At 46.5% G+C, this 25,829-nt stretch carries 25 protein-coding genes and 1 pseudogene; 3 read left to right on the top strand and 23 right to left on the bottom strand.

From position 1 onward, the window contains the following. Nucleotides 1-19: 19 nt before the first annotated feature. The 16 genes and pseudogenes from purN to FYJ59_RS05015 form a co-directional block, all read right to left on the bottom strand. Nucleotides 20-655 carry a phosphoribosylglycinamide formyltransferase gene (gene purN, locus FYJ59_RS04945; RefSeq protein WP_022153776.1) on the bottom strand — a complete coding sequence of 212 codons (636 nt, stop codon included), beginning with the start codon at nt 653-655 and terminating at the stop codon, nt 20-22. Beyond that, nucleotides 649-1,674, bottom strand: coding sequence for a phosphoribosylformylglycinamidine cyclo-ligase (purM, locus tag FYJ59_RS04950; protein ID WP_154495659.1), 1,026 nt, complete (start codon nt 1,672-1,674; stop codon nt 649-651). The genes purN and purM overlap by 7 nt, the downstream gene beginning before the upstream one ends. Before the next feature lie 86 nt (nt 1,675-1,760). Next, nucleotides 1,761-2,297, bottom strand: coding sequence for a 5-(carboxyamino)imidazole ribonucleotide mutase (purE, locus tag FYJ59_RS04955; protein ID WP_154495660.1), 537 nt, complete (start codon nt 2,295-2,297; stop codon nt 1,761-1,763). An 83-nt stretch (nt 2,298-2,380) separates the two neighbouring features. Further along, nucleotides 2,381-4,465 carry an aminopeptidase gene (locus FYJ59_RS04960; protein WP_154495661.1) on the bottom strand — a complete coding sequence of 695 codons (2,085 nt, stop codon included), beginning with the start codon at nt 4,463-4,465 and terminating at the stop codon, nt 2,381-2,383. Between the two features lie 72 nt (nt 4,466-4,537). After that, nucleotides 4,538-4,855, bottom strand: a complete 318-nt coding sequence (locus FYJ59_RS04965; RefSeq protein ID WP_118550447.1) for a DUF6142 family protein — start codon at nt 4,853-4,855, stop codon at nt 4,538-4,540. Nucleotides 4,856-4,946: 91 nt separating this feature from the next. Further along, the gene (locus FYJ59_RS13895) at nt 4,947-5,099 is read right to left on the bottom strand and encodes a hypothetical protein (protein ID WP_176863551.1); all 153 of its coding nucleotides are present in this window, start codon (nt 5,097-5,099) and stop codon (nt 4,947-4,949) included. A 44-nt stretch (nt 5,100-5,143) separates the two neighbouring features. Next, nucleotides 5,144-5,821 (bottom strand): orotate phosphoribosyltransferase, encoded by a 678-nt coding sequence (gene pyrE / locus FYJ59_RS04970; RefSeq protein ID WP_118547143.1) that lies wholly within the window; start codon nt 5,819-5,821, stop codon nt 5,144-5,146. Nucleotides 5,822-5,996: 175 nt separating this feature from the next. Beyond that, nucleotides 5,997-6,878 carry a nitroreductase family protein gene (locus FYJ59_RS04975; protein WP_154495662.1) on the bottom strand — a complete coding sequence of 294 codons (882 nt, stop codon included), beginning with the start codon at nt 6,876-6,878 and terminating at the stop codon, nt 5,997-5,999. Between the two features lie 21 nt (nt 6,879-6,899). Continuing rightward, nucleotides 6,900-7,685, bottom strand: a complete 786-nt coding sequence (locus FYJ59_RS04980; RefSeq protein ID WP_154495664.1) for an ABC transporter ATP-binding protein — start codon at nt 7,683-7,685, stop codon at nt 6,900-6,902. Nucleotides 7,686-7,707: 22 nt separating this feature from the next. Then, nucleotides 7,708-8,760 carry an ABC transporter substrate-binding protein gene (locus FYJ59_RS04985; RefSeq protein WP_154495666.1) on the bottom strand — a complete coding sequence of 351 codons (1,053 nt, stop codon included), beginning with the start codon at nt 8,758-8,760 and terminating at the stop codon, nt 7,708-7,710. Nucleotides 8,761-8,792: 32 nt separating this feature from the next. After that, complete coding sequence (locus tag FYJ59_RS04990; protein ID WP_154495668.1) at nt 8,793-9,581, bottom strand: ABC transporter permease; 789 nt, start codon at nt 9,579-9,581, stop codon at nt 8,793-8,795. Continuing rightward, nucleotides 9,559-10,104, bottom strand: coding sequence for a hypothetical protein (locus FYJ59_RS04995; protein WP_154495670.1), 546 nt, complete (start codon nt 10,102-10,104; stop codon nt 9,559-9,561). Before FYJ59_RS04995 ends, FYJ59_RS04990 begins: the two co-directional genes overlap by 23 nt. Further along, entirely contained in the window at nt 10,097-11,434 is a 1,338-nt protein-coding gene (locus tag FYJ59_RS05000; protein WP_154495672.1) for an amidohydrolase, read from the bottom strand. Before FYJ59_RS05000 ends, FYJ59_RS04995 begins: the two co-directional genes overlap by 8 nt. A 274-nt stretch (nt 11,435-11,708) precedes the next feature. After that, nucleotides 11,709-12,203 (bottom strand): annotated as a pseudogene (locus FYJ59_RS05005) (ABC transporter ATP-binding protein); the annotation flags it as partial. Nucleotides 12,204-12,315: 112 nt separating this feature from the next. Continuing rightward, entirely contained in the window at nt 12,316-12,981 is a 666-nt protein-coding gene (locus FYJ59_RS05010; protein WP_154495675.1) for a TetR/AcrR family transcriptional regulator, read from the bottom strand. Nucleotides 12,982-13,069: 88 nt separating this feature from the next. Further along, entirely contained in the window at nt 13,070-13,348 is a 279-nt protein-coding gene (locus FYJ59_RS05015; RefSeq protein ID WP_022153786.1) for a hypothetical protein, read from the bottom strand. 141 nt (nt 13,349-13,489) lie between these two features. On the opposite strand from FYJ59_RS05015, the gene FYJ59_RS05020 reads away from it, so the two are divergent. The 3 genes from FYJ59_RS05020 (at nt 13,490) to FYJ59_RS14490 (ending at nt 17,155) form a co-directional block, all read left to right on the top strand. Next, nucleotides 13,490-15,970 (top strand): YfhO family protein, encoded by a 2,481-nt coding sequence (locus FYJ59_RS05020; protein WP_154495677.1) that lies wholly within the window; start codon nt 13,490-13,492, stop codon nt 15,968-15,970. A 444-nt stretch (nt 15,971-16,414) separates the two neighbouring features. Continuing rightward, a complete protein-coding gene (locus FYJ59_RS05025) occupies nt 16,415-16,654 on the top strand; it encodes a TM2 domain-containing protein (RefSeq protein WP_205839455.1) in 240 nt (79 codons plus the stop codon). A gap of 90 nt (nt 16,655-16,744) precedes the next feature. Continuing rightward, nucleotides 16,745-17,155, top strand: a complete 411-nt coding sequence (locus tag FYJ59_RS14490; RefSeq protein ID WP_154495681.1) for a DUF2752 domain-containing protein — start codon at nt 16,745-16,747, stop codon at nt 17,153-17,155. Nucleotides 17,156-17,203: 48 nt separating this feature from the next. On the opposite strand, the gene FYJ59_RS05035 is transcribed toward FYJ59_RS14490, so the two are convergent. The 7 genes from FYJ59_RS05035 to FYJ59_RS05065 form a co-directional block, all read right to left on the bottom strand. Then, nucleotides 17,204-17,422, bottom strand: coding sequence for a hypothetical protein (locus FYJ59_RS05035; protein WP_022153790.1), 219 nt, complete (start codon nt 17,420-17,422; stop codon nt 17,204-17,206). Continuing rightward, a complete protein-coding gene (locus tag FYJ59_RS05040) occupies nt 17,395-19,233 on the bottom strand; it encodes a hypothetical protein (RefSeq protein ID WP_022153791.1) in 1,839 nt (612 codons plus the stop codon). The genes FYJ59_RS05035 and FYJ59_RS05040 overlap by 28 nt, the downstream gene beginning before the upstream one ends. 136 nt (nt 19,234-19,369) lie before the next feature. Beyond that, complete coding sequence (locus FYJ59_RS05045) at nt 19,370-20,479, bottom strand: glycoside hydrolase family 53 protein (RefSeq protein WP_154495683.1); 1,110 nt, start codon at nt 20,477-20,479, stop codon at nt 19,370-19,372. Nucleotides 20,480-20,563: 84 nt separating this feature from the next. After that, a complete protein-coding gene (locus tag FYJ59_RS05050) occupies nt 20,564-21,406 on the bottom strand; it encodes a sugar ABC transporter permease (RefSeq protein WP_154495685.1) in 843 nt (280 codons plus the stop codon). After that, nucleotides 21,406-22,830 carry a carbohydrate ABC transporter permease gene (locus FYJ59_RS05055; RefSeq protein WP_154495687.1) on the bottom strand — a complete coding sequence of 475 codons (1,425 nt, stop codon included), beginning with the start codon at nt 22,828-22,830 and terminating at the stop codon, nt 21,406-21,408. Before FYJ59_RS05055 ends, FYJ59_RS05050 begins: the two co-directional genes overlap by 1 nt. A 265-nt stretch (nt 22,831-23,095) precedes the next feature. Then, nucleotides 23,096-24,427, bottom strand: coding sequence for an extracellular solute-binding protein (locus FYJ59_RS05060; protein WP_154495689.1), 1,332 nt, complete (start codon nt 24,425-24,427; stop codon nt 23,096-23,098). Between the two features lie 275 nt (nt 24,428-24,702). Then, nucleotides 24,703-25,719: a LacI family DNA-binding transcriptional regulator gene (locus FYJ59_RS05065; protein WP_205839456.1), complete on the bottom strand. Its 1,017-nt coding sequence runs from the start codon at nt 25,717-25,719 to the stop codon at nt 24,703-24,705. Nucleotides 25,720-25,829: the final 110 nt, after the last annotated feature.

The raw sequence follows: 25,829 nt of genomic DNA on the forward strand, positions 1-25,829 counted from the left end.
CCCATATCTTCTGCCTTCCTTAATTTTCGCTGTTTGTATGCTTTACTTTTCCGTTCACGACACAGATCCGTCCGTTGGCAATGTCATCCACTGCCTTCGGAAGAAGCAGCCACTCTGCCTGTTCCATCACACGTCTCTGCAACGTCTCCGGAGTGTCGTCGTCCTCCACTGCCACTGCCTTCTGTGCAATGATAGGACCCTCGTCCATGCCTTCATTCACAAAATGTACCGTAGCTCCTGTCACTTTCACACCGCGCTCCAGTGCCTTTTCATGCACATGTAGTCCGTAGTATCCCACACCGCAGAAAGAAGGGATCAGGGACGGGTGGATATTGATGATCCGGTTGCTGTATTCATGTACCATTGCCTCCGGGATCTTCACCAGGAATCCTGCCAGTACGATTAAGTCCGGAGCAAACTCCTTCACCTTTGCAAGCAGTGCCTCATTAAATACTTCTCTGCTCTCATAATCCTTCGGAGACACACAGACTGCGGGAATCCCAGCATTCTGTGCTCTCTCTAAGCTCTTCACCGTCTTGTTATTACTGATCACGCCCACGATCTGTGCATTTTTAACCTTACCTGCTGCAATAGCATCAATGATGGCCTGTAAATTCGTGCCGCCGCCGGATACCAGTACGACTACTCTTAACATATGGTCACACCCTTTTCACCGATCTCACAGGTACCTACCACATAAGCAGTCTCGCCTGCTGCCTTCAGAGCTTCCATAGTCTTATCCACATCTGCGGGATCCAGTGCCAGTACCATGCCCAGACCCATGTTGTAAGTATTATACATCATCTCGTCTGTGATATTGCCTTTCTTCTGCATCAGGCGGAAAATAGCAGGCACTTCGTAGCTGTCTTTCTTCACGACTGCACGGATGCCGTCGGGAAGCATTCTGGGGATGTTCTCATAGAAACCACCACCGGTGATATGGCTGCAGCCCTTTACCTTAACACCTGCGTTCTTCACAGACTTCATAGCCTTCACGTAGATTCTGGTAGGAGCAAGCAGTGCCTCACCAAGAGTCTTGCCCAGCTCGTCATAATAGGTATCCAGGCTCTCTTTTGTCATATCGAATACTTTTCTCACCAGAGAAAAACCATTGGAATGTACACCGGAGGAAGCGATGCCCACCAGTACATCACCGGGCTTGATATTCTCACCGGTGATCAGGTCTTTACGTTCTACCACGCCTACGGCAAATCCTGCCAGATCATACTCATCCTCGGGCATCAGTCCGGGATGTTCTGCGGTCTCACCGCCTACCAGTGCTGCGTCAGACTGCTTACAGCCCTCTGCCACGCCCTTTACGATAGTAGCGATCTTCTCGGGAATATTGCGTCCGCATGCGATATAATCCAGGAAAAATAGAGGTTCGCCGCCTGCACATGCCACATCGTTTACACACATGGCCACACAGTCGATACCGATGGTATCATGCTTGTCCATTAAAAATGCCAGCTTCAGCTTGGTACCTACACCATCGGTTCCGGACAGGAGCACGGGATCCTCCATATCTTTGATGGCACTTAAGGAAAATGCTCCGGAGAAACCACCGATGCCGCCCATTACTTCGGGACGCATGGTCTCCTTCACGTACTTCTTCATCAGTTCTACAGACTTGTAGCCTGCTTCGATGTCTACTCCAGCTTTCTTGTAATCCATTTTCTCCTCATTTCCGCCGCAGGGGCTCTTTCGTTTTATTAGTGGGGCAGCCTCTTAAGAGGTCCCTGATTCTCTGTATTATCTTCTTATTTTTTCATGCCTTCCAGGTATGCTTTATAGCCGATCTCCTGCAGTTTTGCATCTTTGGCTTCTACCTGTTCTTTTAATTTTGTGCTGTATGCTTTCAGTTTTCCGAGAAGTTCTGTGTCGGAGGTTGCCAGGATCTTGGCAGCCAGAAGTCCTGCATTGGCGCCGCCGTTAATGGCTACTGTGGCAACAGGAATGCCTGAGGGCATCTGTACGATGGAATACAGAGAATCTCTGCCTCCCAGGGAAGTAGTGTGCATGGGAATACCAATGACAGGCATCGGGAAAATAGCGGCGCACATACCGGGCAGATGTGCTGCCATACCGGCACCGGCAATGATCACCTTGAAGCCTTTTTCCTCCGCACTTTTTGCATATTCAAAAAATACATCCGGCTCTCTGTGAGCGCTGATCACGGTCATCTCATAAGGGATGCCCAATTCTTCCAAAATGTCTGCTGCCTTCGCCATCACAGGCATATCGGAATCACTACCCATTACAATGCCAACCTTAGGGCAATTCTCTGTATTTTCCATAATGTCCTCCTCATGTGTCGGTTTTCACCGATTTTTCCATATATCTATAAGTGTACTAAAATCTTGTCGATGATGCAATGGTTTTATGAAAGTTCCTGCAACGGTTCGTTCAGTTCTTCCGTTCCCGGCAGGACGAATCTGCCGTTTTGAATGATAGTGATCCGGTCTCCGTCCTTTTTCACCGCGGTCAGCTCTGCCAGCTCATCATAAGGAATGGTAATGTCCGTATGACAGTTAAAATATGCCTTGGACGGATTCACACTGCGGAGCGCCGCCACCTCGTTGTCTCTTGCCACGATCTCCTTGCCGTCGGGATTGTATACTTTTACTTCTTCCGCATGGGAATAACAGGTATCTCCCACTGCAAAATGCGGTCCCATCTTCTCTGCGATCAGAATGGGCATTTTGGACTCCACACCCAGCTTTTTTGCTGCCACATAGGCTGTGGTATTCGTGCCGATGGCAAATTCTCCTAAGGGCAGTGTCTTGTGGCGGAACAGGATATTCTCCTTAATAAATGCCTTATTTTCTTCCTCTGCGGCAAAATTGGCGCAATTATAATTTTGGATCTTACCGTTTTCAAAAGTGATCTCCAGATCCTTATATTCCAGACCGTTTAAAAATACCCGGGTCACATGCAGCACGCCGTTCGTACCTTCCAGTACCGGAGAGGTAAATACCTCACCCACAGGGATGTTCACATCTGCCACGCAGTTTTCAAAAATAGTCTCTTTCGCAGGGTTCTTCAGTTTCCATAAGTTTACTTTCAGATCGGTATGATTGCCGTTACAACCCTTAATTTCACAATGATCTGCCTGATCCAGAGCATCAATGATGGTCTGCTGGATCCGCTGATATTTTTTATAATCCAGCGTATTGATCTGTATCGTCTCCCGAAACAGTTCCTCGAAGCAGTCACCCACCTCCGGAATCGGGAACGCAATGATCGTGAAGCTGCGCTCTTCTTCTATAATATACTGTCTCTGCAGCTGTCCCATCTGGGTACGGTTCTCTACCAGTAAAGCACTCTGCTCATCCGTCATTTTCAGGCTTTCCGGCTTGTTCACCGGCTCGAATTCCTTCTCTCCGAAGGTCTCCACTACCGCCGGGCCCGCATAACCTCTCGCCTCTTTTTTGTATTTTTCAAATGCGGTATGCATCACTTCCAGTTTCCGGCTGCAATACATTTTGTCTAAGAACAGTGCCTTGTCATCCTTATGGTCGAACTCGTATTGTCTGTTGGGGCTGACGCTATAGAAGCCATTCTTGTAAATGGACGGATTGTACAAAATGCTGGAGGCTGCGCGGTAGATCACCGGCTGCAATCCCATTTTCTCAAAATTCTCCAGGGCTCTCCGCATCATACGCTCAAAGCCCAGCTGATAGCGGACATCCACCGTAGATTTTCTCGACAGATCCTTGCCGGTTACTTCAAAGCCGATACGATACCCTTCGGTGTAAGTGTCTGCCATGGTATGGATAGTCTCCTCCGGCAGAGAATTCATAAATTCCGCCATTTTCAACTCATTATCGCCTACATACTCACCGTAAGCATACAGATAACGCAGATCCGTAAAGTCTGCAGTTCGAAGAATTGCCGCTGCAAAATTATTCTCCGGGCATACCATTTCACGTACCCGCTCTTCCGCCGCTACATCCGCATAATCACTGACGAACCAGTAGAGGATCTCACGAATAGCTGCATACGTGGGAAGCTTATGGTTTTCCTGCTGTTCATATACAAATGCCACATATACCTCAGAAAACAGCTCCATCCGGATCACCAGCTCATCCAAACGTCCTTCGTAGGTAAAGCCGATCAGGCTCCGCATCTCTGTGTATAAAAAGGACGCAAGCGCACCGAATTCTTCTCCCAGCATCTTCACAGCATAAGCCGGATTGGCAAAACTGTTCTCATAATTTTCCGGCAAAATATCTTCATACAGAGCACGGTTGCGCTGCTGTAATTCTTCCAGTGTGGCTGTGGCCTGTTTCCCCTGCTCCAGGAACTGTCTGGTATCCTCGATCAGCAGTAAAAACTTCGCTACTGTTGTAAAATATTCTTTCCAGGGTAGTAACTCCGCTCCCTGGAAATCTTCACCGGGAATCTCCCGGATCCGGAGAAGCGCCAGTTCCAGACGTTCCTGTAAAATTTCTCTTTCTTCCATAATACCTGTTAACTCCTTATTTCCAAATGACTGTCGTGTGTTCCCATACTCCTGCCCTCCGGATGTCATATCTTACAGCCGGCTCCCCAGATACAGTAAAAAGCTGATGCCACCGAGGGAAATTACATTCAATATTGTCCCCAGCACAGGAAAGAACCGGTAAATATCCTTGTCCCGCAGTGTCAGAACGCCAAGAATCAGTCCGATCAGAGAATAGACCGTTGCCAGCACACCGGTGACTCCGTATCCTCCGTGCATCACGCCCCCCTGACTGTAGGACAAATACGTCACAATGCCAAGAGACACCAGGCTGATGACACCCAGAATCGTAGACATGATCGCTTTGTCCGAATGTTTTTTATTCGTAAAAATGTAGTTCTTTTTCCGCATAATATATCTCCTATGGAACCCGAAAAGGGCACTTCCTATGTGGAAATGCCCAATCTGCGCGCCCAAGCGGCGCCTTTCTTCTCTTTTGTCCTCAGAACAGGATACGGGATTTGCCGGAGATAAGCTTGCCGCCGCTGATGATCAGCAGTACTCCTGCCGCAATTCCGACTACCAGGGAGATCACTCCCAATACAATATTCAGAGCACCCGCTCCGCGCATGATCTTATAGATTTTCTCTTCCATGGAATCCTCCTGTCTTCTATCCAAAACTTTTCGAAGCCGCCTGCTTAAGCACCGTATACGGCGTAATATTCATCAATTGCCTTCTTCAGGGTGTCGTCGATGTATACTTCTCCCTTGTAAGGTCTGTTGTACAGATGATCGATAACATCCTGCATGGTCACGATGGCATGTGCATCGAAGCCGTACTTTTCCTTGATCTCTTCCAGTGCGCTGACTTTACCGCCCAGTCCCTTCTCCATACGGTTCAGGGATACCATCAGACCAACGATCTCTACGTTGGCAGCTCCTCTTACCTTGGGAACCGTCTCTTCCATAGACTTACCGGAAGTGGTAACGTCCTCGATCATGATAACTCTGTCGCCGTCTTTTAAGGAACTTCCCAGGAAGCTTCCCTTATCTGCGCCGTGATCCTTCTCTTCCTTACGGTCGGAACAGTAACGAACCTCTTTGCCGTATAATTTGCTGTAAGCCACTGCGGTTACCACACTGATGGGAATACCCTTATATGCCGGTCCGAACAGTACATCGAAATCATCACCATACGTATCATGAATTGCTTTGGCATAGCTCTCCCCCAGCTTCATCAGCTGCGAGCCGGTGACATATGCACCCGCATTCATAAAGAAAGGAGACTTTCTACCGCTCTTTAAGGTAAACTCTCCGAATTTCAATGCCTTACAATCCACCATGAACTCAATAAATTCCTGCTTGTACTGTTCCATTCTATGCAAAACCTCCGTAATTTTCATATCTTTTGTTCTGCCCTTTATCATACCATATTTTTTTTTAACATTCAATGAATTTCCTTGCAAAGAAAAAGGCAGTCAGCCGACTGCCTAATAGGTATCTCCCTGCAACGGGCGGATATTCACTTCCTCTAACACTGCCTGGGGTGACTTAATATCTTCCGAGGATCGTATCCTTGACATCCCATCTTTGAGGCGGATAAGGGGTCTGATCACCGTATCCTACATCCACATAGGTCACCAGCCGGATATAATCCGGCAGATTGAATTTCTTCCGCAGTCTGTCGCAGAATTCCTCTCCGGGGAAGGTCAGCCAGACACCTTCCAATCCCACAGCATGGGCTGCCAACACAATATTCTGTCCAGCGGCTCCAGCATCCAGCAACTGGTTACGCACCGGCGTAAAGGAGTTGGCTCTGTAGCATCTCATATCCTGTAAAATCACCAGATGCACCGGACCTCCCGGCACATCACTGCTGCGGAACAGTCCCGGTTCATTTTTCTCGCGAACCACCACATAACGGATGGACTGGACGTTGCAGCCATGTGCTGCCCAGAGTCCTGCTTCCAGAATCTTGTCAATAAGCTCATCCGGTACTTCCTGATCGGTGAATTCCCGGACGCTTCTGCGCTCCTTTACGATAGTAAAGAAGTCTTTCTCCATCTGTTCCGTAACCGGTGTCGGCTTGTAGGGGGTTAGATCTACATCTTCTCCCTTTACCAGCTTATCCGCTGCATCGATCAGGAAAGAAGCATACCGGTACTCGGGCAGATCCTTGCCCAGTCCTCTTTTCTCCCACAGCTCCAGCAGATGCTTCGTATAATCTGCCTGGTTGGGTTTCAGTTTCTGATGGCGGTATGCGGTAGCATACACCTGAATCTCCAGGGTATGATGGGAACGTTCTCTCACTCTGGCCCGGAATTCGGTTTCGTCCATATTTAATAGCTGCTCGTCTGTCAGACTCATATTATTATTCCAGATCTCAAGTACTTCTTCTCTGGGTAAATAGTCCATACTGGTATCACGAAACATACTACTGCCTCCTTCTGTGGTCTACAGGTTGCCCCAATAGTTGTTGGGAATATCCTGTCCGCCGCTGTTGATGTCTTTTGCGATTTCTGCTGCAATTTTTAGAAGCAGAGGATCATTACGCCCTCTCTTCTGCTCCAGAGGGATCTCGTAGATTTTCTGAATGGTACTGGGTCTTGGACTTAACAGCACCACTCTGTCTGCCAGGAACACCGCCTCATTTATATCGTGAGTGACGAATAATACGGTCTTGTTCTCTGCCTGACGGATATTGATCAGTTCCTCCTGCAGGGTGCACTTGGTCAGATGATCCACGGCACTGAACGGCTCATCCATGAGGATGACCTTGGGATTCATGGCAAGAGTTCTGGCGATGCCGGCTCTCTGTCTCATACCTCCGGACAGCTGTGCGGGGTATTTGTTCTCAAAACCATTCAGACTGACCATGGAAATGTATCGTTTCAGTCGTTCTTCTCTCCCTTCCTTGGGGACGCCTGCGATCTCCAGACCGAATGCCACATTTTTCCGTACGGTTCTCCAGGGGAACAGGGAGGCGTCCTGGAATACCACACCAATATCTCTGCTGGTACCGCGTACCGGCTGACCGTCCAGCATTACTTCTCCGCCGGTAGCATCCAGCAGACCTGCCACAATCTCAAGCAATGTACTTTTTCCGCATCCGCTGGGTCCTACGATGCAGACGAACTCTCCTTCTGCCACATCCAGATTGATGTCATGCAGTGCCTGGACTTCGTTGCCGTCCTGATCAATATAGGTTTTGTTGATATTTTTAATGGATATTGCGGGCATTTCCATTACCTCCGTTTTCTTATTATTTTGCTTCCGGATCTGTCATTCCCAGAGTATCTGCAGCTACCTGGGCGAACTCATTGGTATAGGTTCCTTCATAGCTGACATCGGGATCTACCCAACCGTACTCTTTCAGATATTCAAAAGTAGTAGCCAGACGATCTTCGGGGATTACCGGGTAATCCAGCCATACGTCAATTTCGGATTCGATAGCCTGTCTCATTACATCCTCGGAGGTGTTCATCTCTTTGGCTGCCCAGACAACGAACTCATCAAAATAGTCGTTTTTCACTTCTTCATGTACCTGATAGTATGCAGTCAGGAATCTCTGCAGTTTCTCAGGCTCATTTTCAATAAAGCTGTTGCTTGCGATGATCGTTCCGGTATAGTAGTCGGGAATGTAATCCCATGCTCTGCCCAGGATATGTCCGGTACCGTCTGCCTCAGCCAGTGCCGCATACGGGTTGTGGATAATGGTGGCATCCACCTCACCGGAAGTCAGGGAAGCATATGCTGTCTGATATACACCGTTGGCGATCAGATCTACATTGTCTGTGCTGACGCCGTTTTTCTCTAACATTTTCAATACGGAAAGTCTCATTCCTCCGGAAGCACCTGCGGTACCTACCTTTTTGCCTTCCAGATCAGAGAAGTCCTTAATATCGTTATTTGCAACCAGCCAGTAACATCCGGAATATCTCCACATATTTCCTACCAGCTTGGCAGGTACCCCATTGTAGATGCCGGGAATGTAAGAACTGGGATCTCCGTCAGCTACATCGATCTCGCCTCTGGTGATCAGAGACATTACGGTAGAATTGGTATCCGCGCTGGCCTCCACATTTTCAAACTCAATACCCAGCTCCTTATACAGTCCTTTTTCGATTGCAAAGCGGTTCACCGCACCGGTCATTCCGGTTGCAAAGCAGGAACGGATCACGATGGTATCATCACCGGTCTCTCCTGCGGTGCTTCCGCTCTGTGTGGCAGTGGTAGCTGCACTGCTTCCGCATCCTGCCAGTACTCCGGTTGCCAATACGACGGTAAGTAATACGCTTAATACTTTCTTTTTCATAATATTTTCCTCCTCGTTTATTCAAAATCTACTTACACATGTCTCCATCGATAGCTGATGGCATATTCGATGGCGTCGATCAGTTTCACTGCGCCTACGGATAATAAGGTGATCAGGATGATCAGGAAGAACATCCTGGGGGTGTTCAACAGGTTCTGGGATTCTGTCAGCAGATATCCGAGTCCTGCTCTCGCCGACTGCATTTCCGAGAACAATACACCGGTCAGTGCCGTTGCCGCTGCCAGCTTCAATCCGTTGAAGATCGACGGCAGTGCTGCCGGAATAATGACCAAAAATACGGTTTGGAAACGATTGGCTTTAAATACTTTTGCGACCTTCAGATACTCCTTTTTACACTCCTTGGTTCCGGTCACTGTGTTATACAGAATTGTAAATACCGAGAACAAAAATACCAGAAACGCCTTGGACTGAAAACCGATGCCGAACCACAGGATCAACAGCGGCAGGATTGCTACTTTCGGAACTGCCATGATCGACGAACAGAATACATTCATGTACTTCTCCGATACCGGAAACAGGGTCCATATCAGTCCCACTGCAATACCTGCCACCACAGCAGACAGATAACCTGCCAGTGCCTCCTGTATCGTCAGCAATAAATGAGGCCACAGAGTTCCGTCCGTTATGATCTCGATCCCTTCTTCCACAATGGAAGTCGGAGAAGCCACGAAGATTGTCAACACTCTTCCGGAATCCACTGCCCATTGCATCCATAAAAGAAATGCCGCCACCGTAAGCAGCTGTGCCAGATTCACCCAGGTAAATTTTTTCTTGTTTTTAGATTTCTTCTTTTTTTCCATAAGTGTATTCTCCTCGCTTCACCTTATCGCTTTCAAAGTACTCTCTCGTACAACAGGTACCTTCCAGGATGACATTCTGTGTAATTCTGTGGGAGAGACACCTGGAAAAATTCTCAATGGTGGTGGTATCGATCACATCACAGTAAAACGGTGCGATCTCTCGGAACCAGGGATACTTGTCAAAATAAGTTCTCCACACTTCTGCGTAAGGACAATGGTCTTCTCCCCATTCCGGGATCCATCCGGTGAAAGGAAGATCAATGACACTCATAAAATCCTCTACGGAATCTGCCTTCAATCCCTGCGCCAGTGCTTTCTCCCGCAACTGATCCGACCGGTCCACCGCCAGCTCGAATACGGTCTGTCTCACGATATCTTTCGTCTTCTCCAGTCCGAACTGATCATATAATACTTTGCTGAAATGGAAGAACTGCATTGCGAACTGTCTTGCGGCCTTTCGTACTTCACTTACCAACAGTTCTCTGGGAACTGTGCCTTCTATTTTATAATCTGCTTTACTCAATGTCCGTTTCCTCCACCTTATTAAAGCTGTCCATAAATGCTATGTATTCCTGTTTATCTGCGAATCTCGGATGATATTCCTGCTTCGTCCGTTTTGCGACTGCCGCACCATCCTTTAACATTCGGTATGCACTCAGTGCAAACATTTTTGCGGTCAACACGTAAGCTTCTTCCTCATCCACAATATCGAAATCCACCTGATGTAAACCACCGACGGCACCACCGGTATTGAAAGTGATCACAGGGAGCAGATGCTGTACATCTCCCACATCTGTGGATCCACCGCTGTGTTCCTCCGGTCTGACCTCGTATACCGTTTTTTCTCCTGCCAGTGCTTTCACCGCATCGGCCATCTCTTCCGGTACCGGCTGCCAGAGAGAAGGAAGATATCCCGGCATGGTCTCGATACGATATCCTGCTCCCATGGCCAGTGCTCCTGCCTTGAAGGAACGATCTGTCTTGACGGATGCATCTGCGAAAGCTTCCAGGGTCTTGCCTCTTACCAGTGTCTCCAACACCGCTTCGTTGGGAACTACATTGACCAGATCTCCGCCCTTGGTCAGGATCGGATGGACTCTCACACAATCCTCATCCCGGAATGTTTCCCGGTTCATGGCCAGTGCCTGTAACCCCAGGCTTGCTGCCGATAAGGCGTTGACACCTTTTTCCGGACATCCCGCCGCATGGGCTGCTTTTCCTTTGATACGGATCACCTTGGATACAAAACCATTGCCGCTGTTGCTTCCCAGCCGGATTCCCTCTAAGGAAATATGATGCGCCAATGCCACATCCACATCATCAAAAGCACCGATGCGGATCAGTTCGCATTTTCCGCCTCCATAAGCGATCCTGCCGTCGGCGATCAGACCGTTCTTGAACTCGATCTCACCGTACTCCTCTGCCGGTGTGGCGAAGAAGATCACCTGACCATCCAGCTTTTGTGCCACCTCAGCATCCGTCAGTGCCAGTGCCGCTCCGATGACTCCCGCCAGTTGCGCGTGATGTCCACAACAGTGTGCGGCCTGTGTCGCCGGATTGGCATGTGCATGTGTGGGGATCCGAAGAGCGTCCAGTTCCCCGATCAGGGCCAGAGAAGCATTTTCTGCTTTCTCCGGATTCAGATATGCTTTCGCTCCGGTGATCGCAAGCTCTGTCTGCACCGGCAGTTGTAAGTTTTTCATGAAGTCTGTAAATTTCCCGGAAGTACGGAATTCCTTATATCCAAGTTCCGCATGATCGTAGATGTCTCTTGCGAAATCTACGATGGTCTCCCGGTTGTCATCTATGATCTTAAGGATTCTCTGTTCTGTCGTATCAAATGCCGCTGCCATGATCGTCCTCCTTTTCATTTCCTACTATTCCTAGTAATCTGATATGTTTTGTATGTTTTTTACATAATACTACCGCATGATTTTGTTGTCAATACATGAATTCTATTTTTCTCTATTTTCTTTTTTCAACTTTTAATAAAAGTCTATGTGCAAAAAAAGAGTAGCCTCATGCGGCTACTCTCTGTTCTTTAATACCTCCGCAGGTACCAGCTTATTCAATCTGCCTACAAGCAGGAAATTGATCACCAGATAATTTACCACTGCTGCCGTCACAGGTGGGTTCGTCGCACAACAGAAGACCGGGATTTTTGATCAGTGCTCTGGCAATGGCACAGCGCTGCTGTTGTCCACCGGACAGTTGTGCGGGGAACTTGTTCTGATGTTCCGTGAGACCAAGTACCTGCAATAATTCCTCCAGATCCAAGGGATTCTTCGTCAGATACTGACAGACCTGAATGTTTTCTTTCACCGTCAGATTTGGCACCAGATTATAGAACTGAAAAATGAACCCCAGCTTATTTCTCCGGTAATCGGACAATGCTTTGCTTCCAAGTCCTGCCACTTCCATTCCGTCTACGACAATGGATCCGGAATCTACGGTGTCTAAGCCTCCGATACAATTGAGCAATGTCGATTTACCGGAACCACTGGTACCCTGAATGACACACATTTCACTTTTTTCCACTCCTGCAGTGATCCCTTTCAATACCTGCACATAACCGCCGCCCTCGCCGTAACTTTTCTTCAGGTCTTTTACTTCCAGATACATATCCTTCCTCCTCGTGCTTATTGATAATGATTTTCATTAACATAACACTGTTATGTTAATATCCTGAAACAGCACCCCTGCAAAGTCCGAACTTTTTCGGGGTGCATATATCTTAGCTTTCCGTCATCATACCCATCCAGCCCCGGGCCAAATACCTGGTCAGGGCATCCACATGCTTCAGTGCCATACTTTCCTCCGATTCATGCAGAAACAGATGCATGAAAGTATCTACCATAATGTGCGCCATCCAATGTGTCATATAATCATCGATCCGCGGTCTCCCGGTAGCGCCGGTCACCATATCGCATAATCTGCGGTACTGCTGTTCCGAAATATCCACGATCTCGTCCAGACAATTTTCGAAGCGGGATCCCTGAGACTTTGTCAACAACAATAGAAAGGCATCCCGATTCGCATACATTTGCCTTATGATCTCTCTCGAGGTCTCCAGGTCATCATCATTCTGTTCCAGTCTGACCACCTGCGTTTCACTTCGCATCTCCGCAGCATAATGTTCCTCCATTGTCAGATAGAGTTGTTTGAGCGGTTTCTCCACCAATGCAGCAAAAAGATCTTCCTTATCTTTGAAGAAAAAATACAATGCTCCCGTGGTCACCCCGGCTTCTTTGCAGATGTTCCGCAGGGAAGCCTTCATATATCCCTTTTCCAGGAACTCTCTCCCCGCACATTCCAAAAGATGCTTTCTGGTCTCTTTATTCTCCTTTGCTGCTTCTTTTTTTATGTCATTTCCCTCCCTATTGTGTTTACATCTGTTCACTTGTTCACATAACGGTGTTATGTCTGAATTATAAATAAAAACAGGATTGCTGTCAACCCTGTTTTTATTCGTATTTCTATCTTCTGTTTTATTTTGTTTTCAACTGATCGATTTTCTCCTGCAGATCTGCAATGGCACGCTGACTATTCTTAATGGCTTCACACTGCTTCTCAAAAGGAGGCTCAGGCATATCACTGTACTGCTCAAAATAAATCTTGCCGATCTCCAGATAATTTTTCTTCATCACTTCTTCGCAGGTAGAAATCTGGCTCTTCAGATTTGCAATAGCCGCCAGTTCTTTTGCCTTATCTGCAGCCACTTTTCCTTTTTCTGTAATGGTATCGCCAATCTTCTCTATAATATCCATGGTATGATCTCCTTTCCAGTACTATTATTTTACTCTTGCACGCTTTCCACGTCAATAGCAGACCCTTGTGTTCAGTTTATGTTTATAGTAAGATAGAAATATATTATTTTTATCTTACGCTACAAAGGAGTGTTCATTTTCATGTCCAGATCAACCAAAAAAGAAAATCTTCTGTTCTGCATTGTTTCAACTTTAATCTCAACATTTGGGATTCTGTTGATTCTGAAATCCAACGGCTTTTATCCTTTTAAGGAAGTAACTCTTTTTACCTTTGATATGAAAGAACAGTATCTGCCGTTTTTCTCCTCTTTGCATTATCTGATCGGTGGAGATGATTCCATTTTTTTTCATTGGTCTAAATCCCTCGGCGGCAATTATATTGGTCTGTATGCCTACTATCTTGCAAGCCCTTTTTCCTGGCTGACAACACTGTTTTCCATTGAAAAACTGCCTCTTGCTATTTTTCTCATGACCGTCAGCAAAATTTCGCTCTCCGGATTAACGTTTTCGGTTTATGTTAATTTCCTGTGGAATAAATATAATTTATTACCCGCACAGACCTCTTCTTATCGAAGATTACTCGCTCATTTAACGTTGCTTCCACTGCCCATTGCATACGCGCTGATGTCATATAATCTGCAATTTGCACTATCCATCATGTGGTTGGATGGTGTCATTTTATTGCCTTTACTCCTGCTTGGAGTGGAAAAGCTGCTGGACAAGCAACGTAATCTTTGGTTCATTCTGCCATTAACAGCAATTTTCTATTTCAACTATTATATCTCTTATATGGCAGGAATCTTTTGTGCCCTTTATCTTCTTTTCAGACTTCTTACCACTTACTCTCACTCCCGGCACGACTTGTGGAGAATTCTGAAAAATTTCGCTCTTTCTACATTAATATCCCTGGGACTGGCAGCTCCTTTGCTGATCCCTACTTTTTCCGATATGTTTATCGGAAAACTGTCGGATCCTCTGACCAGTGTTGTTTATGATCCTCGATTGATCAACCAGCCGCTATCCGATATATTGGGACAACTTCGCAATGGCACCGTCAACTACCTTGGGGTCACCGGGCTTCCCAATATTTATTGTGGATATCTCGCTATTCTTTTGTCCATTCTTTTCCTATTTTGCAAACGGATCTCTCTCCGGGAAAGGATTGGCGCCTTTTTACTGACAAGCTTCCTGCTTCTTAGTTTTTATCTTTGGCCGTTGAATATCTTTTGGCACGGCTTTATAACACCTAATTCCTTCAACTACAGATACTCCTTTTTATTCAGCTTCTGCCTGTTGTATATGAGTTGCCGCTTTCTATGTGTTCTTTCGTATCAATTACCATGTTTTTTAGAGAAGACGCATCGTTTCCCGGCATTGGAGCTTGTGGTTGGACTGCTTTTGCTAATTACCTCAGCCGATCTCGGTATCAATGGCAGAGCCATTTTCCGCAATATTGATTACGCAACTCCTTATATGCGTATGGATGAATACGTATCTTATCTGAATGACAACAAACCACTGATTGATGACATTAAAGCCTCGGACTCCGGAATGTACCGTATCTGTCAGAATTACCAGCTTACTTCCAATGATCCAATGCTTTTGGGATTTAAGGGAATGTTTCATTATTCTTCCACTTATACCCAAAGTGTCAACGCTCTGACATCTAAGCTCGGAATCGGTCAGGCATGGTTATGGAATACCGGCTATGGTACCACCCCTGTGACAGACAGTCTGTTGGGCGTGAAATATCTTTTGTCAGACACTGTAGAGCCTTCCGGATATTACTCCTTAAAAACGACGGATAATTCGGTATCCGTTTACGAGAATCCTTCTGCTATGGAATTTATCTACAGTGCACCTTTGGCTTCGGCGGATATCTCATTTACTTCTGATCCTTTTGAAAATCAGAGCCGTTATCTGAATAGCTTATGCGGATCGAGTACTTTATTCTATCAGAAATACGATATAGAGCTCGCCAATCCTGCTGGCAGTCTGCCTGCTGATCTGGAATATGACCCTGTTTCCTCCTGGAGCTATTCTTTCATCGCCGAGAATACGGATCCGGTATATATGTATATGCCCCTGACTCCATTTGTCTCTGCAGATATTTATGTCAATGATGCTTTGGCAGGATCTTTTGAGTACGGTAAAAGTATTTATAATCTCTGTCTTGGATGTTTCCACGCCGGGGAAGCCGTTACGGTAACCGTTGTCTCAGCCTCAGCGACAGCGCCCGGTGATACTTATATTGAGTCTTTGGATACTTTAGCGTTGCAGGATGCTTTGACCTCTCTACAGACCGGTGAAATTACTCTTACCTCCCACAGCTCAGGAAGACTTTCCGGTAATATTTCGGTACATAAAGGTGATACCATTGTTACCTCCATTCCTTATGATGTCGGCTGGCATATTCATCTGGATGGTCATAAAGTACATGCCTCTGATATCGGAACCTATGCAGATACTTTTCTCACGATACAGGCCCCTGAGGGAGAACATCATTTAGAAATGTATTATCTGTCACCCGGCATCGTCCCGGGACTTCTGATCCTTTTGATCACTTTAATGCTTCTTCTGGTCGTAAACTTTTTACAAACGCATAAGAAAAAGCAACGGTAATACATTGCGCCGCACGGAACACTTGTGCTATAATCGCTTTGTAAATCCAATGGAGGTGACAGCATGCAGCCGCTATACACTACTTTGAAAGTCAATAACGAAATTGAATTATGTGAAGTTTCTGATCCTGATTGTAAGCAGCTTATTGAGCGGGCTCTTTTAAAAAATCGGATTTCCTATTATATTCGTTGGCCGAAATCCTCTTTTTTTAACAGGAAAAAGGATTCCTGTATTATCTGTATCAACGATAATGTCCGGGACACAGCTGAAGAGATCGTACGTGGGATCTGTGACGAGTCCGGATATAATGTCCGCTTTATTTTAAAACGCTCCTCTAATACATATTTATAAAAATACATTTTATTAATTTTTGTATATTAATTGACATTTTTCCCTTTATAGCGCATAATGATTTATTATAAAAACAAAGGAGGGGACTTTTATATGGAGAAACGAATTAATAAGCATGTATTTGCCTGGGTTTTCTGCTTTTTACTTGGTGAGTTGGGTGTTGATAGATTCGTCAGAGGTCAGGTTGGTCTCGGAATTTTGAAGCTTCTCACTGCCGGTGGCTGCGGAGTATGGAGCCTGATTGACTGGATCATTGCTCTTACCAAAGCATATGGTGCTGCTTATGCCGGTTCCGAAGAGGTTGTATTTGTAGACGGAAAATATACTGCATAATCACATGATCAAAAAAGCTTTTGTCTTTTCAGGCAGAAGCTTTTTTCGTTTGATCATAGTAAACGATAAATGTGATATAAAAAATATATTATGAAGAAAAATACAAAACATATATTATTTTTTATTTTATTTATTCTACTGCTCCTGTTATTCCTGTTGCTGGCAGACTATCAATGTCCACTGCGTTTCTTTTTGGGCATTCCCTGTCCTTTTTGCGGAATGACCCGGGCGTTTTTATGTGTCTTAGATGGTGATCTTGCAAAATCCTTTTATTTTCATCCTCTGTGGCCTATCGTATTAGGAATTTTTATTATTTTTCCTCTTTGGAAATTTCGGCTTCTTCACTTATCGGACAAATGGATCGATCATGGGGCTTTTGCGATTGGAATTCTGTTCTTACTCTGCTTTATCATAAGGCATGTGACACATTCTCCCATTGTACAGATTGATTTTACAAAAGGTATTTTTTATTTCTTTTCCTATATGAAAAAGGAGCTGTAATACAGCTCCTTTTTTCAATGCTCTTATGCAATCGCTTTATCCGTTTTTTCAATCAAAATCGAATTTGGTGTAACGCTCATACATAGCGCCATAACGGAATCTTGCCATTTCATTCTTCTGAAGGACATCTTCTTCGGAGCCTCTGTACTGACAACGCAGACAGTAATATTCCTTCTTATCCTTATCGTAGAACATATCCATATCGATATCTCTCATGAAGCAAGAGGGACATCTGTAGTTTAATTTGCCTTTTCCAGCTTGAGCCATGTTGCAACGACCTCCTTATCCTTGATCTTGGAATTGTAACCCAGTGTAAACATCGGGGAGAATGCGTATCCTTCCTTCACGTATCCGACAGCGCCTTCTGCGTTGGTGCTCATGGATACTGCGGTCTCGATCTGAGGGATCACCGCTCTTACTTCGTCAGCGTCTGCCTTCTCCATCTCACGGCACTTGTACTCGTAATCCAGAGTCTCTACCTCGTCACCCTTCTTGGTGCTTAAGGTGATACCCAGCATATCCTCGGAATACTCTGTGGTACCATAGCAGGCTACGATATACTCGTTCAGTTCTACTTCAGCGTTCGGATCGCTCATCTCCAGGATCTTACGCTCGATCTTGATCGCAGAGCTGCCTTCCTCGAAGGAAACGATGGTCTGTAATTTTACGGTCAGATCGTAGAATTCGATGTCTACGGGATCCAGTGTCAGGATTCTGGTGTTGCCTTCCTGAGAGAAATGAGCCTTGGTACGGCACAGGCACAGATCCACTTCTTCACCATTGTGTTTTAACTTGGCACTTCTTACGGTACCTTCTCCTGCATAGTGGGTGAAGTAACCTGCACGGTACTTCTCCTGGATCAGGAAAGGATAGGATGCATCGGTCACATGCTTGGTACCGATACCTACCGGCCACTCCAGCTTAGCAGCGTAAGGACGCAGGTCAACGATAGCACCGCCCTGATCCATATTTACGCAGGCACGCATGAAAGGATCACAATACCAGAACAACTGCTTATCGGAGCCATACAGGATATCTCTCCACAGAGCACACTCGGGCTCGGTGTAGGTCTTCTTCTGACGATAATAATCAGCGAACTCCGCCATGGTCATATCGGTAAGCTTGCCTTCCTTTTTCAGGTCGCCATAGTACTTCATACCGTCTTCATAGCTCTTCTTCAGCAGTTCGTAAGGTTGCTCCCAACGACCCATTTTGTTCAGCCAGCCGGGGCCTACGAACATCATGTTGTATGCGTATCCGTTGTTGTATTTCTCCAGGGAACGATACTGGTCGATCAGGTTGTACAGGTAAGGATACTCCCATGTCTTGGTGTCATAGATCATGCCACGCAGTACGTTCTGGGGATGGGTTCCGAAATTGGAGCCGTTACCGTCATAGCATGCCAGCAGGTCTCTGGACAGATGGGGGATCGCTACGATACCGCTGTCCTCTGCCTCATTGGCTGCTGGTGCATGGGTGTTCTGCTTGGAAGGGATCCAGGGTGCCCAGGGGCCGCCATCCATGAAGGTATACCAGGAGTTGTTGCAGGTATGGTATGCCTTGGGACCTTCTTCCCAACAGGTTGCTACCGCACATTTTACGGTAGGATAGGTTGCTTTGATATAATTGGTCAGATCTGCATCCATGTAGTAAGAACCGGTGGATTCGGGATAAAATCCGAACTTCTCATGGAACTTGCCGAATACATCATCCACGATAGACTTTTTATCTTCCATGGAGAACATCCAGATACAGAAATCCTTGGTCTTGTACTTTTCACGGAACTCTGTGCAGGGCAGTCCCAACAGAGACAGTGCGATCTCATCGCCGTACTTCTCGTGATCTGCCTTAGCCAGTGCTACCGCTTCGTCATTGAACAGGGAAGCATAGGTCATCTGAATGGTGGTCTTCAAACCATTCTTGTGCGCAGTTTCCTGCTGAAACTTGAAAATATCCAGAGACTCTGTCAACAGTGCTTTTCTGCCCAGATCCTCTTCTTTGCCGTGTCCGGTTACTTTTTCCGCATACTCGGGAACCATCTCCGGACGGTGAATGATATTCACAATAAACTTATCCATCTTTTCCTCCATCTCGCCGTTAGGCAACTTATTTCGTGAGCATAGCTCACTCAATGCATTTCGCAAAATCACACTTGCAAGCAAGTGATTTTGCTTCATTATATAATCATCCCCGCATTACGGGAACAATTTCATATTACTTTTGAAAGTCTCTGATCACTTTCAATGCGGGTAGTGCATTTCCATCATAATCGAACAGTGCCTGATTTGCCCATTCGTTTCCCCCGGGACCGGGATCCTGAATATACTTCAGGGACTCCTCGTTGGCCCAGCCACAGCCGGGCACCGGGATCCATGCCGGCTCCCAGTAATAGAAGCCTTTTCCTCTGCCATCCGGAACCTGCGCAATGCGTTCCATGACCTTCTGCATGAATGCAGCCTGTCCTTCCGGTGTCATAGGATACTCTACCGCCTCCGCAAGGTTGGGCTTGGTCGCCATGCCCTTGCGCTCTTTTGGTGCGAGCTTCTCTCTGTCCGCATAGTCTTCCATGGTAAATCCCATGGAAACCTCCGCTACGATGACATCCTTCTGATATCTCTGTGAGAGATCATTCATATTATTGGTCAGGTCATCAATGGTTCCGTGCCAGAAGGGATAATAGGACAGTCCGATGACATCGAAGTCCTCTCCTCTCTGTACATAGGCATCAAACCATTCTCTGCAGCGGGCATTGTTACCGCCACAGTCCAGATGAAGCATCACTCTGCTGTCCGGGGATACTTCTCTCACCGCACGGATGCCCGCGCTGATGAATCTTGCAATATTGTCAACGTTGTCCCATTTTCCGTGGGGCCACATCAGACCATTGGTAATCTCATTTCCCACCTGTACCATCTCCGGAAGCAGATCGAGACGCTTTAACTTCAAAAGCACATCCTTTGTGTAGTCATACACATGCTTCTCCAGTGCATCTGCATCGGCATACGCCCACTCCTTAGGAGGGAACTGTTTGCCGGGATCTGCCCAGAAATCACTGTAATGCAGATCCAGCAGATAGCTGTAACCCAGCTTTTTACCGGCCGAAGCCAGTGCTACCAGCTTGGTGAAATCACTGGTACCGGCACTGTAAGGCTTGCCGTCCTCACTGTAAGGATCATTCCAGAGACGGATGCGCAGAGAGTTGGCACCGTATTTTTTCAGGATCTCCAGTGCGTCCCCCTCTTTGCCTTCGTCATAAAGCCTTGCACCGAGAGCCGTCTCCTCCGGCAGACTCGATACATCCATACCTTTGATAAATTTATCCATAAATTAACTCTTTGTCTCCATGTCATACGTTTATCCTGAAGAATCCATTCCATGGATTCTCCCAGGTTAAACTGCCGAAGCAGTTTACCCTTTCACGGCACCACCGGTAATACCTTCCACATAGAACTTCTGCATGATGACAAACAATACAGAGATAGGAATGGATACCAGTACACCGCCTGCACAGAACTGACCAAAGTAAGTGTTGATCAGGCTCTTATCCAGCATGTTGTACAGACCGATGGCAACGGTCCACTGCGAAGAAATACCGGAATTTAACAACAGCTTTGCATATACGAAATCCATCCAGGGGGACAGGAAGGAGCTGATAACGGTATATACAATGATGGGACGGCTCATGGGGATAACAACCTTCCAGAAGATTGTAGCCTCACTGGCTCCATCCAGATAAGCGGCCTCGCGCAGGGAATTCGGGATCGTATCGAAGAAGCCCTTTGCGATCAGGTAACCCAGACCGGAACCGGCAGAATATACCAGGATCAGTCCGAGGTGCGTGTTGGTCAGGTTCAGGGTCTTCAGGATAAAATATACTGCGATCATGGACAATACACCGGGGAACAGATTCACAATAACTGCTGCGTTCATCAGCGGCTTACGTGCCGGGAAACGCATACAGGAGGTCGCATAGGCCACCATCAGTACAAAAGCGGTGGAGATCACACATACCACACATGCAATGATGAAGGTGTTCTTGAACCAGTTCGGGAACTGTGCCACACTGTCTGCGGAAAACAACAGGTTCTTATAATTGACCAGGCTCCATTCCTTCGGGAAAAAGGTGCTGGTGTTCATGCCGGTATATGCGCTGAAGGATGTGACCACCAGCCAGACGATAGGCACCAGCCAGATAAATGCCAAAAATGCCAGTAACAGGTTATGCAATAATGTTTTAATAAATCTCTTCATTAACGGAACGCCTCCTCTCTGTCACCCCTCAGGAATCTGCTGAAGGCAATGAGGGTAAATACCGCACAAAGGATAAACACGATAATACCGATGGTGGATGCCATCTTGTAGTTATAATAGCTCTGTGTCAGGTTAAACAGCCATGTGATCAACAGGTCCACTTCCTTCGCCTGGGAATTCGCCATAGCCTGATTGGTGGTGGTATATACCCCCTGGGTCAACAGATAGATTACGTTGAAGTTATTAATATTCTTGACAAAATCCGTTACCAGAGAAGGGCCGGTAACAAACAGCATATATGGCATGGTGATATGAATAAAGCTCTGCAGCGGAGTAGCTCCGTCGATCTTCGCACTCTCCAGCTGATCAGAAGGAATATTCATCAGCACGCCGGTAGCGATCAGCATCTGGTAAGGAACACCGATCCAGATATTGATCAGGATGATCATTACATGTGCCCATCCGGGAGCGGACAGGAACGGAATGTAGCTGGTACTGATCGCACCGATATCTCTCAGCCACTGGGTAATACCCGCATTGGCACAGATTGTGTTCATGATACCGTTATTAGCGAAAAAGTTACGTACCAGAAGCAGGGAAACAAACTGGGGAACCGCGATCGTTACAATGAACAGAGTTCTCCACAGCTTCGGCAGCTTGGTTCTCTTGTTATTGATCAGTAAGGACAACAGGATACCGCCAAGGTAAGTGGTAAAGGTTGCGAACAGTGCCCATACCAGTGTCCAGATCAAAATCTTACGGAAGGCATAACCGAAGGTAATGGTCATTCCACCGCTGGAGAACAGATTCTTGAAGTTGGTAAATCCCACCCATGTAAACAGTGCGGACGGAGGCATATGTCCCTGATCATAGTTCGTAAACGCAACAGCGATCAGGATCAGCAGAGGAACGATTGTGAAAATAACAACGCCCATGACAGGAAGTGCCAGCAGTGTGATATAGAATTTGTCATTCTTGAACTGCTGCAAGTCTTCTACAAACGTATTGATATGTTCTCCTGCCTGTGCTTTTTTCTGAAGTCGGTAAACAGTCACTTCATTCTTAAGCCAGATCACCAGGAACGTGAACCAGATAACAAATGAAACTACGGAGAATAACAGGATCATAAACGAGTTGTCATAATCGTTGAATTCATTCTGCATGGTTACAATGTTGAAAACCGTCTCCTGCTGAACAGTTCCCAACGTTCCAAAATCACGTACATACTCTGTGGCAAAGCCAAATGTAAATACAATGACTGCCACTTCGAGCAGAGTCATTAAAATACCTTTGATAATTTGTTTTCTGCGGATATATCCTGCTCCCATCCAGACCAGGGATAATTTTACGAACAGATCTCCTTTTACGACTGCTTCACCGAACTCCTTGAAGAATCCGCCGATTCCGCTCTTTTTCTTCTTCATTCTCTGCCCTCTCCTTTCTTCATATTAATATAAATTTTTAGTAACTGTTCCGAACACCTTCCCGCGTTCATCTGACCAGTTACATAATCCGGCAGGCAGGAGTCGAACCCGCTTACCGGAAACGTTTCCTGTAAAAAAGGCATCCATCCACTACGTATTATTGTTCATAGCTTCAGGACGCCTTTCTATTCTCTGTATTCGTTCTGCACCAGAACGTTTTCATCATTCATTTGTAACAGAACCGGAACAGATCATCTTCCCAAACTTATTCAGCGGGTACGGAAACACCTTCTACCAGCTCATCCAGTGCTGCCTGGATACCTGCTTCATCATCAGCCTTCAGCTGACCCTGAGCTACTTTCTCACCGAAGGTAGCGGTAGGATCCCAGTACTTGCCACCGACGATCTGAACTACACCATAAGCGGACTGCTCAGACAGAGCTGCAATAGCGGTATTGGAAGAAACCTCCTCGGAACCAGCAATTTTGATATTGGAAGGTCCGATCTCTCTCTCTGCGAAACGTACTGCCTGGTTGTCTTCGTTGGTGATCCAGTCAGCCAGCAGAGTTGCCCAGCCTGCATTTGCAGAATACTTGTTAACGCCTACCAGCTTGAAGCCTGCTACGGAACCCTGCTGGATCTGCTTGTCGCCGCAGGTATAGGTAGGAAGCTTGGTAGCTGCGTAGCCATCACCGAAAGCGGTCTGAGCTGCGGTTGCATCCCAGGTGCCGGAAACTACTGCACACAGGTCGCCGGAAGCGATCTGGTTAGATACGTCACCATCAGCGATCGGAAGGAATGCGCTGTTGCCGGTGATGTTCAGCATAGCCTGTACTACCTGTACACCGGTAACACCATCAGCGCTGGTACCGTTCCAGTCCAAAGCAGTGCTGCCGTCGTCGTTCAGTGCGGTAGTGAAGCCTGCACCATAGAAGAAGGAAGCATTGTACCAACCGGAAGCAAGAGTCATACCAACCTTCTTGCCAGCCTTCTCAGCTGCTGCAAGTAAGGTATCCCAGGTCTGTGCATCTTCGGGAGTTACTAACTCGGAATTGTAATATAAGAAGTAACCGTTATCAGCACTCATAGGGAATGCATACAGTGTACCGTCCTTGGTTGCTGCGTCTACAGAACCAGGAGCATTTGCACTCTTAACATCAGCTACGCTCTTGCCTGCGTAAGCTTCCAGAGCTGCATCCATCTCATCAACAGACTGCAGGGCACCTGCATTTACCAGGTCAATCAGCTGATCAGATGCGAAAGAATACACATCAGCAGCAGCCTCGATGTCGGCTAAAACAGTATCCTTAGCTGTGGACTCGGACTCGGTACCAAGCTGGATATCAAAGTTTGCATAATCTGCATAATGCTCCTTGAAGGAATCGATCATGCCCTGTAACATGGTCTGATCTTCCTCAGCACCCCAGATTCTCAGGGAAACGTCCTGCTTCTCAGCGGGAGCGGTCTGTGCAGCCTCGGTAGAAGCTGCGGTGGTAGCAGCGGCATCTGTGCTGGTGTTGGAAGTATCAGAGCTTCCACAAGCTACCAGAGAGAATGCCATAGTCAGTGACATTGCTAAAGCGACTAACTTTTTCATTTTGTTATCCTCCTGTTTTGTTTTGCAAGTTTGTGCGTATTGCGCAACCGCTTGTCTACGATAATAGTGTAGCAACATTTCCTTATGTTGTCAATTTATAATAATGACTGATATTGCAGGCGAAAATTGTGCATTTTGCACAACCGCCTTTTGAAGCCATTGATTTTACTGGGTTTTTAGCACATCCTATTATTTGAAAAAAATGCTTTTTTTATGATTTTTCTGAGTAAAATATAGGAAAACGTTTTTCCAAATTATGATTTTCACACTCTCATTTAACCTTTTGTAGACTCCTTCAGGATGATCTCATAGTCCAAAAGTGTTTTGTCAGGTACTGTTTTGCCATGGATCATATCCAACAACACCTGGCAGGATCTTCTGCCCAGCTCTGTGATATTGAATTTCAAAGATGTGATCGTAACAGGATAATTTTCCAGAATGCGGCTGTAATGGCAGGATGCCACTTTCATCTGATCCGGGATTCTCACACCCATGCGGGCAAGCTTTCTGACCACTTCATCACAGATGTAGTCATCCTGGCACAGAATGCACTCCACACCGCTGTTTTTCAGCTCTTCCACCGCTTTTTCCACCATAGCCCTGCTGCTTAGATCCTTGTAGACCAGGTCCTGGTTCAGCTTCCGTTTTCCCTTGCGGTAGGCTTCCTCATATCCCTGATACCTGCAGCGGTTTACCATCTGGTCCATATTGCTTCCCAGATAGGCAATGTTCTGGATTCCTTTGGCGAACAGAACCGTCACCAGTTCCTTACAGGCTCCCACATTATCATGGTCTACCTGTACCACATCATCATCCGGGAATTTTCCAACTGCCACGAAGGGAATCTGCTTTTGTTTCAGAAATTTCACATATTTATCGTTCTCATAAGTCCTGGTAAGGATCATTCCGTCCACTTTACGGTTTTTGATCAATCTCTCCAGTGGTTTGGTATCGTTTCCGTTCGTTGTTACCACAATAATGTCATAATCATTAGCCTGTGCCACCTCTTCCACTCCATACATACAAGTGTGGAAGAAAGGCATATCCACCAGAGTATTCACTTCCGGAAGGATGATCGCGATATTATTGGTCCTGGACTGTGCCAGGCTCTGTGCCGCCGCATTCGGATAAAAGCCGTGTTCTTCGATATAAGCAAGGATCCGGTCCCTCGTAGCCGCTCCGATACGCCCTTTCCCTGAGATGGCTCTGGATACGGTGCTGGCAGATACCCCCAGTTCTCTTGCCACATCATGGATCGTCATCGTCTTGTCGTTGCCGGAATTGTTGTTCATCTCATTCACCCCATTCTCTGCGCAATTTATCTTTTTCACTTCTTCGAGATGCAGATCATAAAGCGCAAGCGATTGTTCATACTCATAGTATCATTTTCATGGAAGGCATT

The organism is Waltera intestinalis, from assembly GCF_009695995.1.
In the GTDB taxonomy this organism is placed as follows: domain Bacteria; phylum Bacillota; class Clostridia; order Lachnospirales; family Lachnospiraceae; genus Acetatifactor; species Acetatifactor intestinalis.

Bases quoted from the DNA above. Each gene is read 5' to 3' on its own strand.
- purN (WP_022153776.1), bottom strand. From the start codon at position 655: ATGTTAAGAGTAGTCGTACTGGTATCCGGCGGCGGCACGAATTTACAG.
- purM (WP_154495659.1), bottom strand. From the start codon at position 1,674: ATGGATTACAAGAAAGCTGGAGTAGACATCGAAGCAGGCTACAAGTCT.
- purE (WP_154495660.1), bottom strand. From the start codon at position 2,297: ATGGAAAATACAGAGAATTGCCCTAAGGTTGGCATTGTAATGGGTAGT.
- FYJ59_RS04960 (WP_154495661.1), bottom strand. From the start codon at position 4,465: ATGGAAGAAAGAGAAATTTTACAGGAACGTCTGGAACTGGCGCTTCTC.
- FYJ59_RS04965 (WP_118550447.1), bottom strand. From the start codon at position 4,855: ATGCGGAAAAAGAACTACATTTTTACGAATAAAAAACATTCGGACAAA.
- FYJ59_RS13895 (WP_176863551.1), bottom strand. From the start codon at position 5,099: ATGGAAGAGAAAATCTATAAGATCATGCGCGGAGCGGGTGCTCTGAAT.
- pyrE (WP_118547143.1), bottom strand. From the start codon at position 5,821: ATGGAACAGTACAAGCAGGAATTTATTGAGTTCATGGTGGATTGTAAG.
- FYJ59_RS04975 (WP_154495662.1), bottom strand. From the start codon at position 6,878: ATGTTTCGTGATACCAGTATGGACTATTTACCCAGAGAAGAAGTACTT.
- FYJ59_RS04980 (WP_154495664.1), bottom strand. From the start codon at position 7,685: ATGCCCGCAATATCCATTAAAAATATCAACAAAACCTATATTGATCAG.
- FYJ59_RS04985 (WP_154495666.1), bottom strand. From the start codon at position 8,760: ATGAAAAAGAAAGTATTAAGCGTATTACTTACCGTCGTATTGGCAACC.
- FYJ59_RS04990 (WP_154495668.1), bottom strand. From the start codon at position 9,581: ATGGAAAAAAAGAAGAAATCTAAAAACAAGAAAAAATTTACCTGGGTG.
- FYJ59_RS05000 (WP_154495672.1), bottom strand. From the start codon at position 11,434: ATGGCAGCGGCATTTGATACGACAGAACAGAGAATCCTTAAGATCATA.
- FYJ59_RS05015 (WP_022153786.1), bottom strand. From the start codon at position 13,348: ATGGATATTATAGAGAAGATTGGCGATACCATTACAGAAAAAGGAAAA.
- FYJ59_RS05020 (WP_154495677.1), top strand. From the start codon at position 13,490: ATGTCCAGATCAACCAAAAAAGAAAATCTTCTGTTCTGCATTGTTTCA.
- FYJ59_RS05025 (WP_205839455.1), top strand. From the start codon at position 16,415: ATGGAGAAACGAATTAATAAGCATGTATTTGCCTGGGTTTTCTGCTTT.
- FYJ59_RS14490 (WP_154495681.1), top strand. From the start codon at position 16,745: ATGAAGAAAAATACAAAACATATATTATTTTTTATTTTATTTATTCTA.
- FYJ59_RS05035 (WP_022153790.1), bottom strand. From the start codon at position 17,422: ATGGCTCAAGCTGGAAAAGGCAAATTAAACTACAGATGTCCCTCTTGC.
- FYJ59_RS05040 (WP_022153791.1), bottom strand. From the start codon at position 19,233: ATGGATAAGTTTATTGTGAATATCATTCACCGTCCGGAGATGGTTCCC.
- FYJ59_RS05045 (WP_154495683.1), bottom strand. From the start codon at position 20,479: ATGGATAAATTTATCAAAGGTATGGATGTATCGAGTCTGCCGGAGGAG.
- FYJ59_RS05050 (WP_154495685.1), bottom strand. From the start codon at position 21,406: ATGAAGAGATTTATTAAAACATTATTGCATAACCTGTTACTGGCATTT.
- FYJ59_RS05055 (WP_154495687.1), bottom strand. From the start codon at position 22,830: ATGAAGAAGAAAAAGAGCGGAATCGGCGGATTCTTCAAGGAGTTCGGT.
- FYJ59_RS05060 (WP_154495689.1), bottom strand. From the start codon at position 24,427: ATGAAAAAGTTAGTCGCTTTAGCAATGTCACTGACTATGGCATTCTCT.
- FYJ59_RS05065 (WP_205839456.1), bottom strand. From the start codon at position 25,719: ATGAACAACAATTCCGGCAACGACAAGACGATGACGATCCATGATGTG.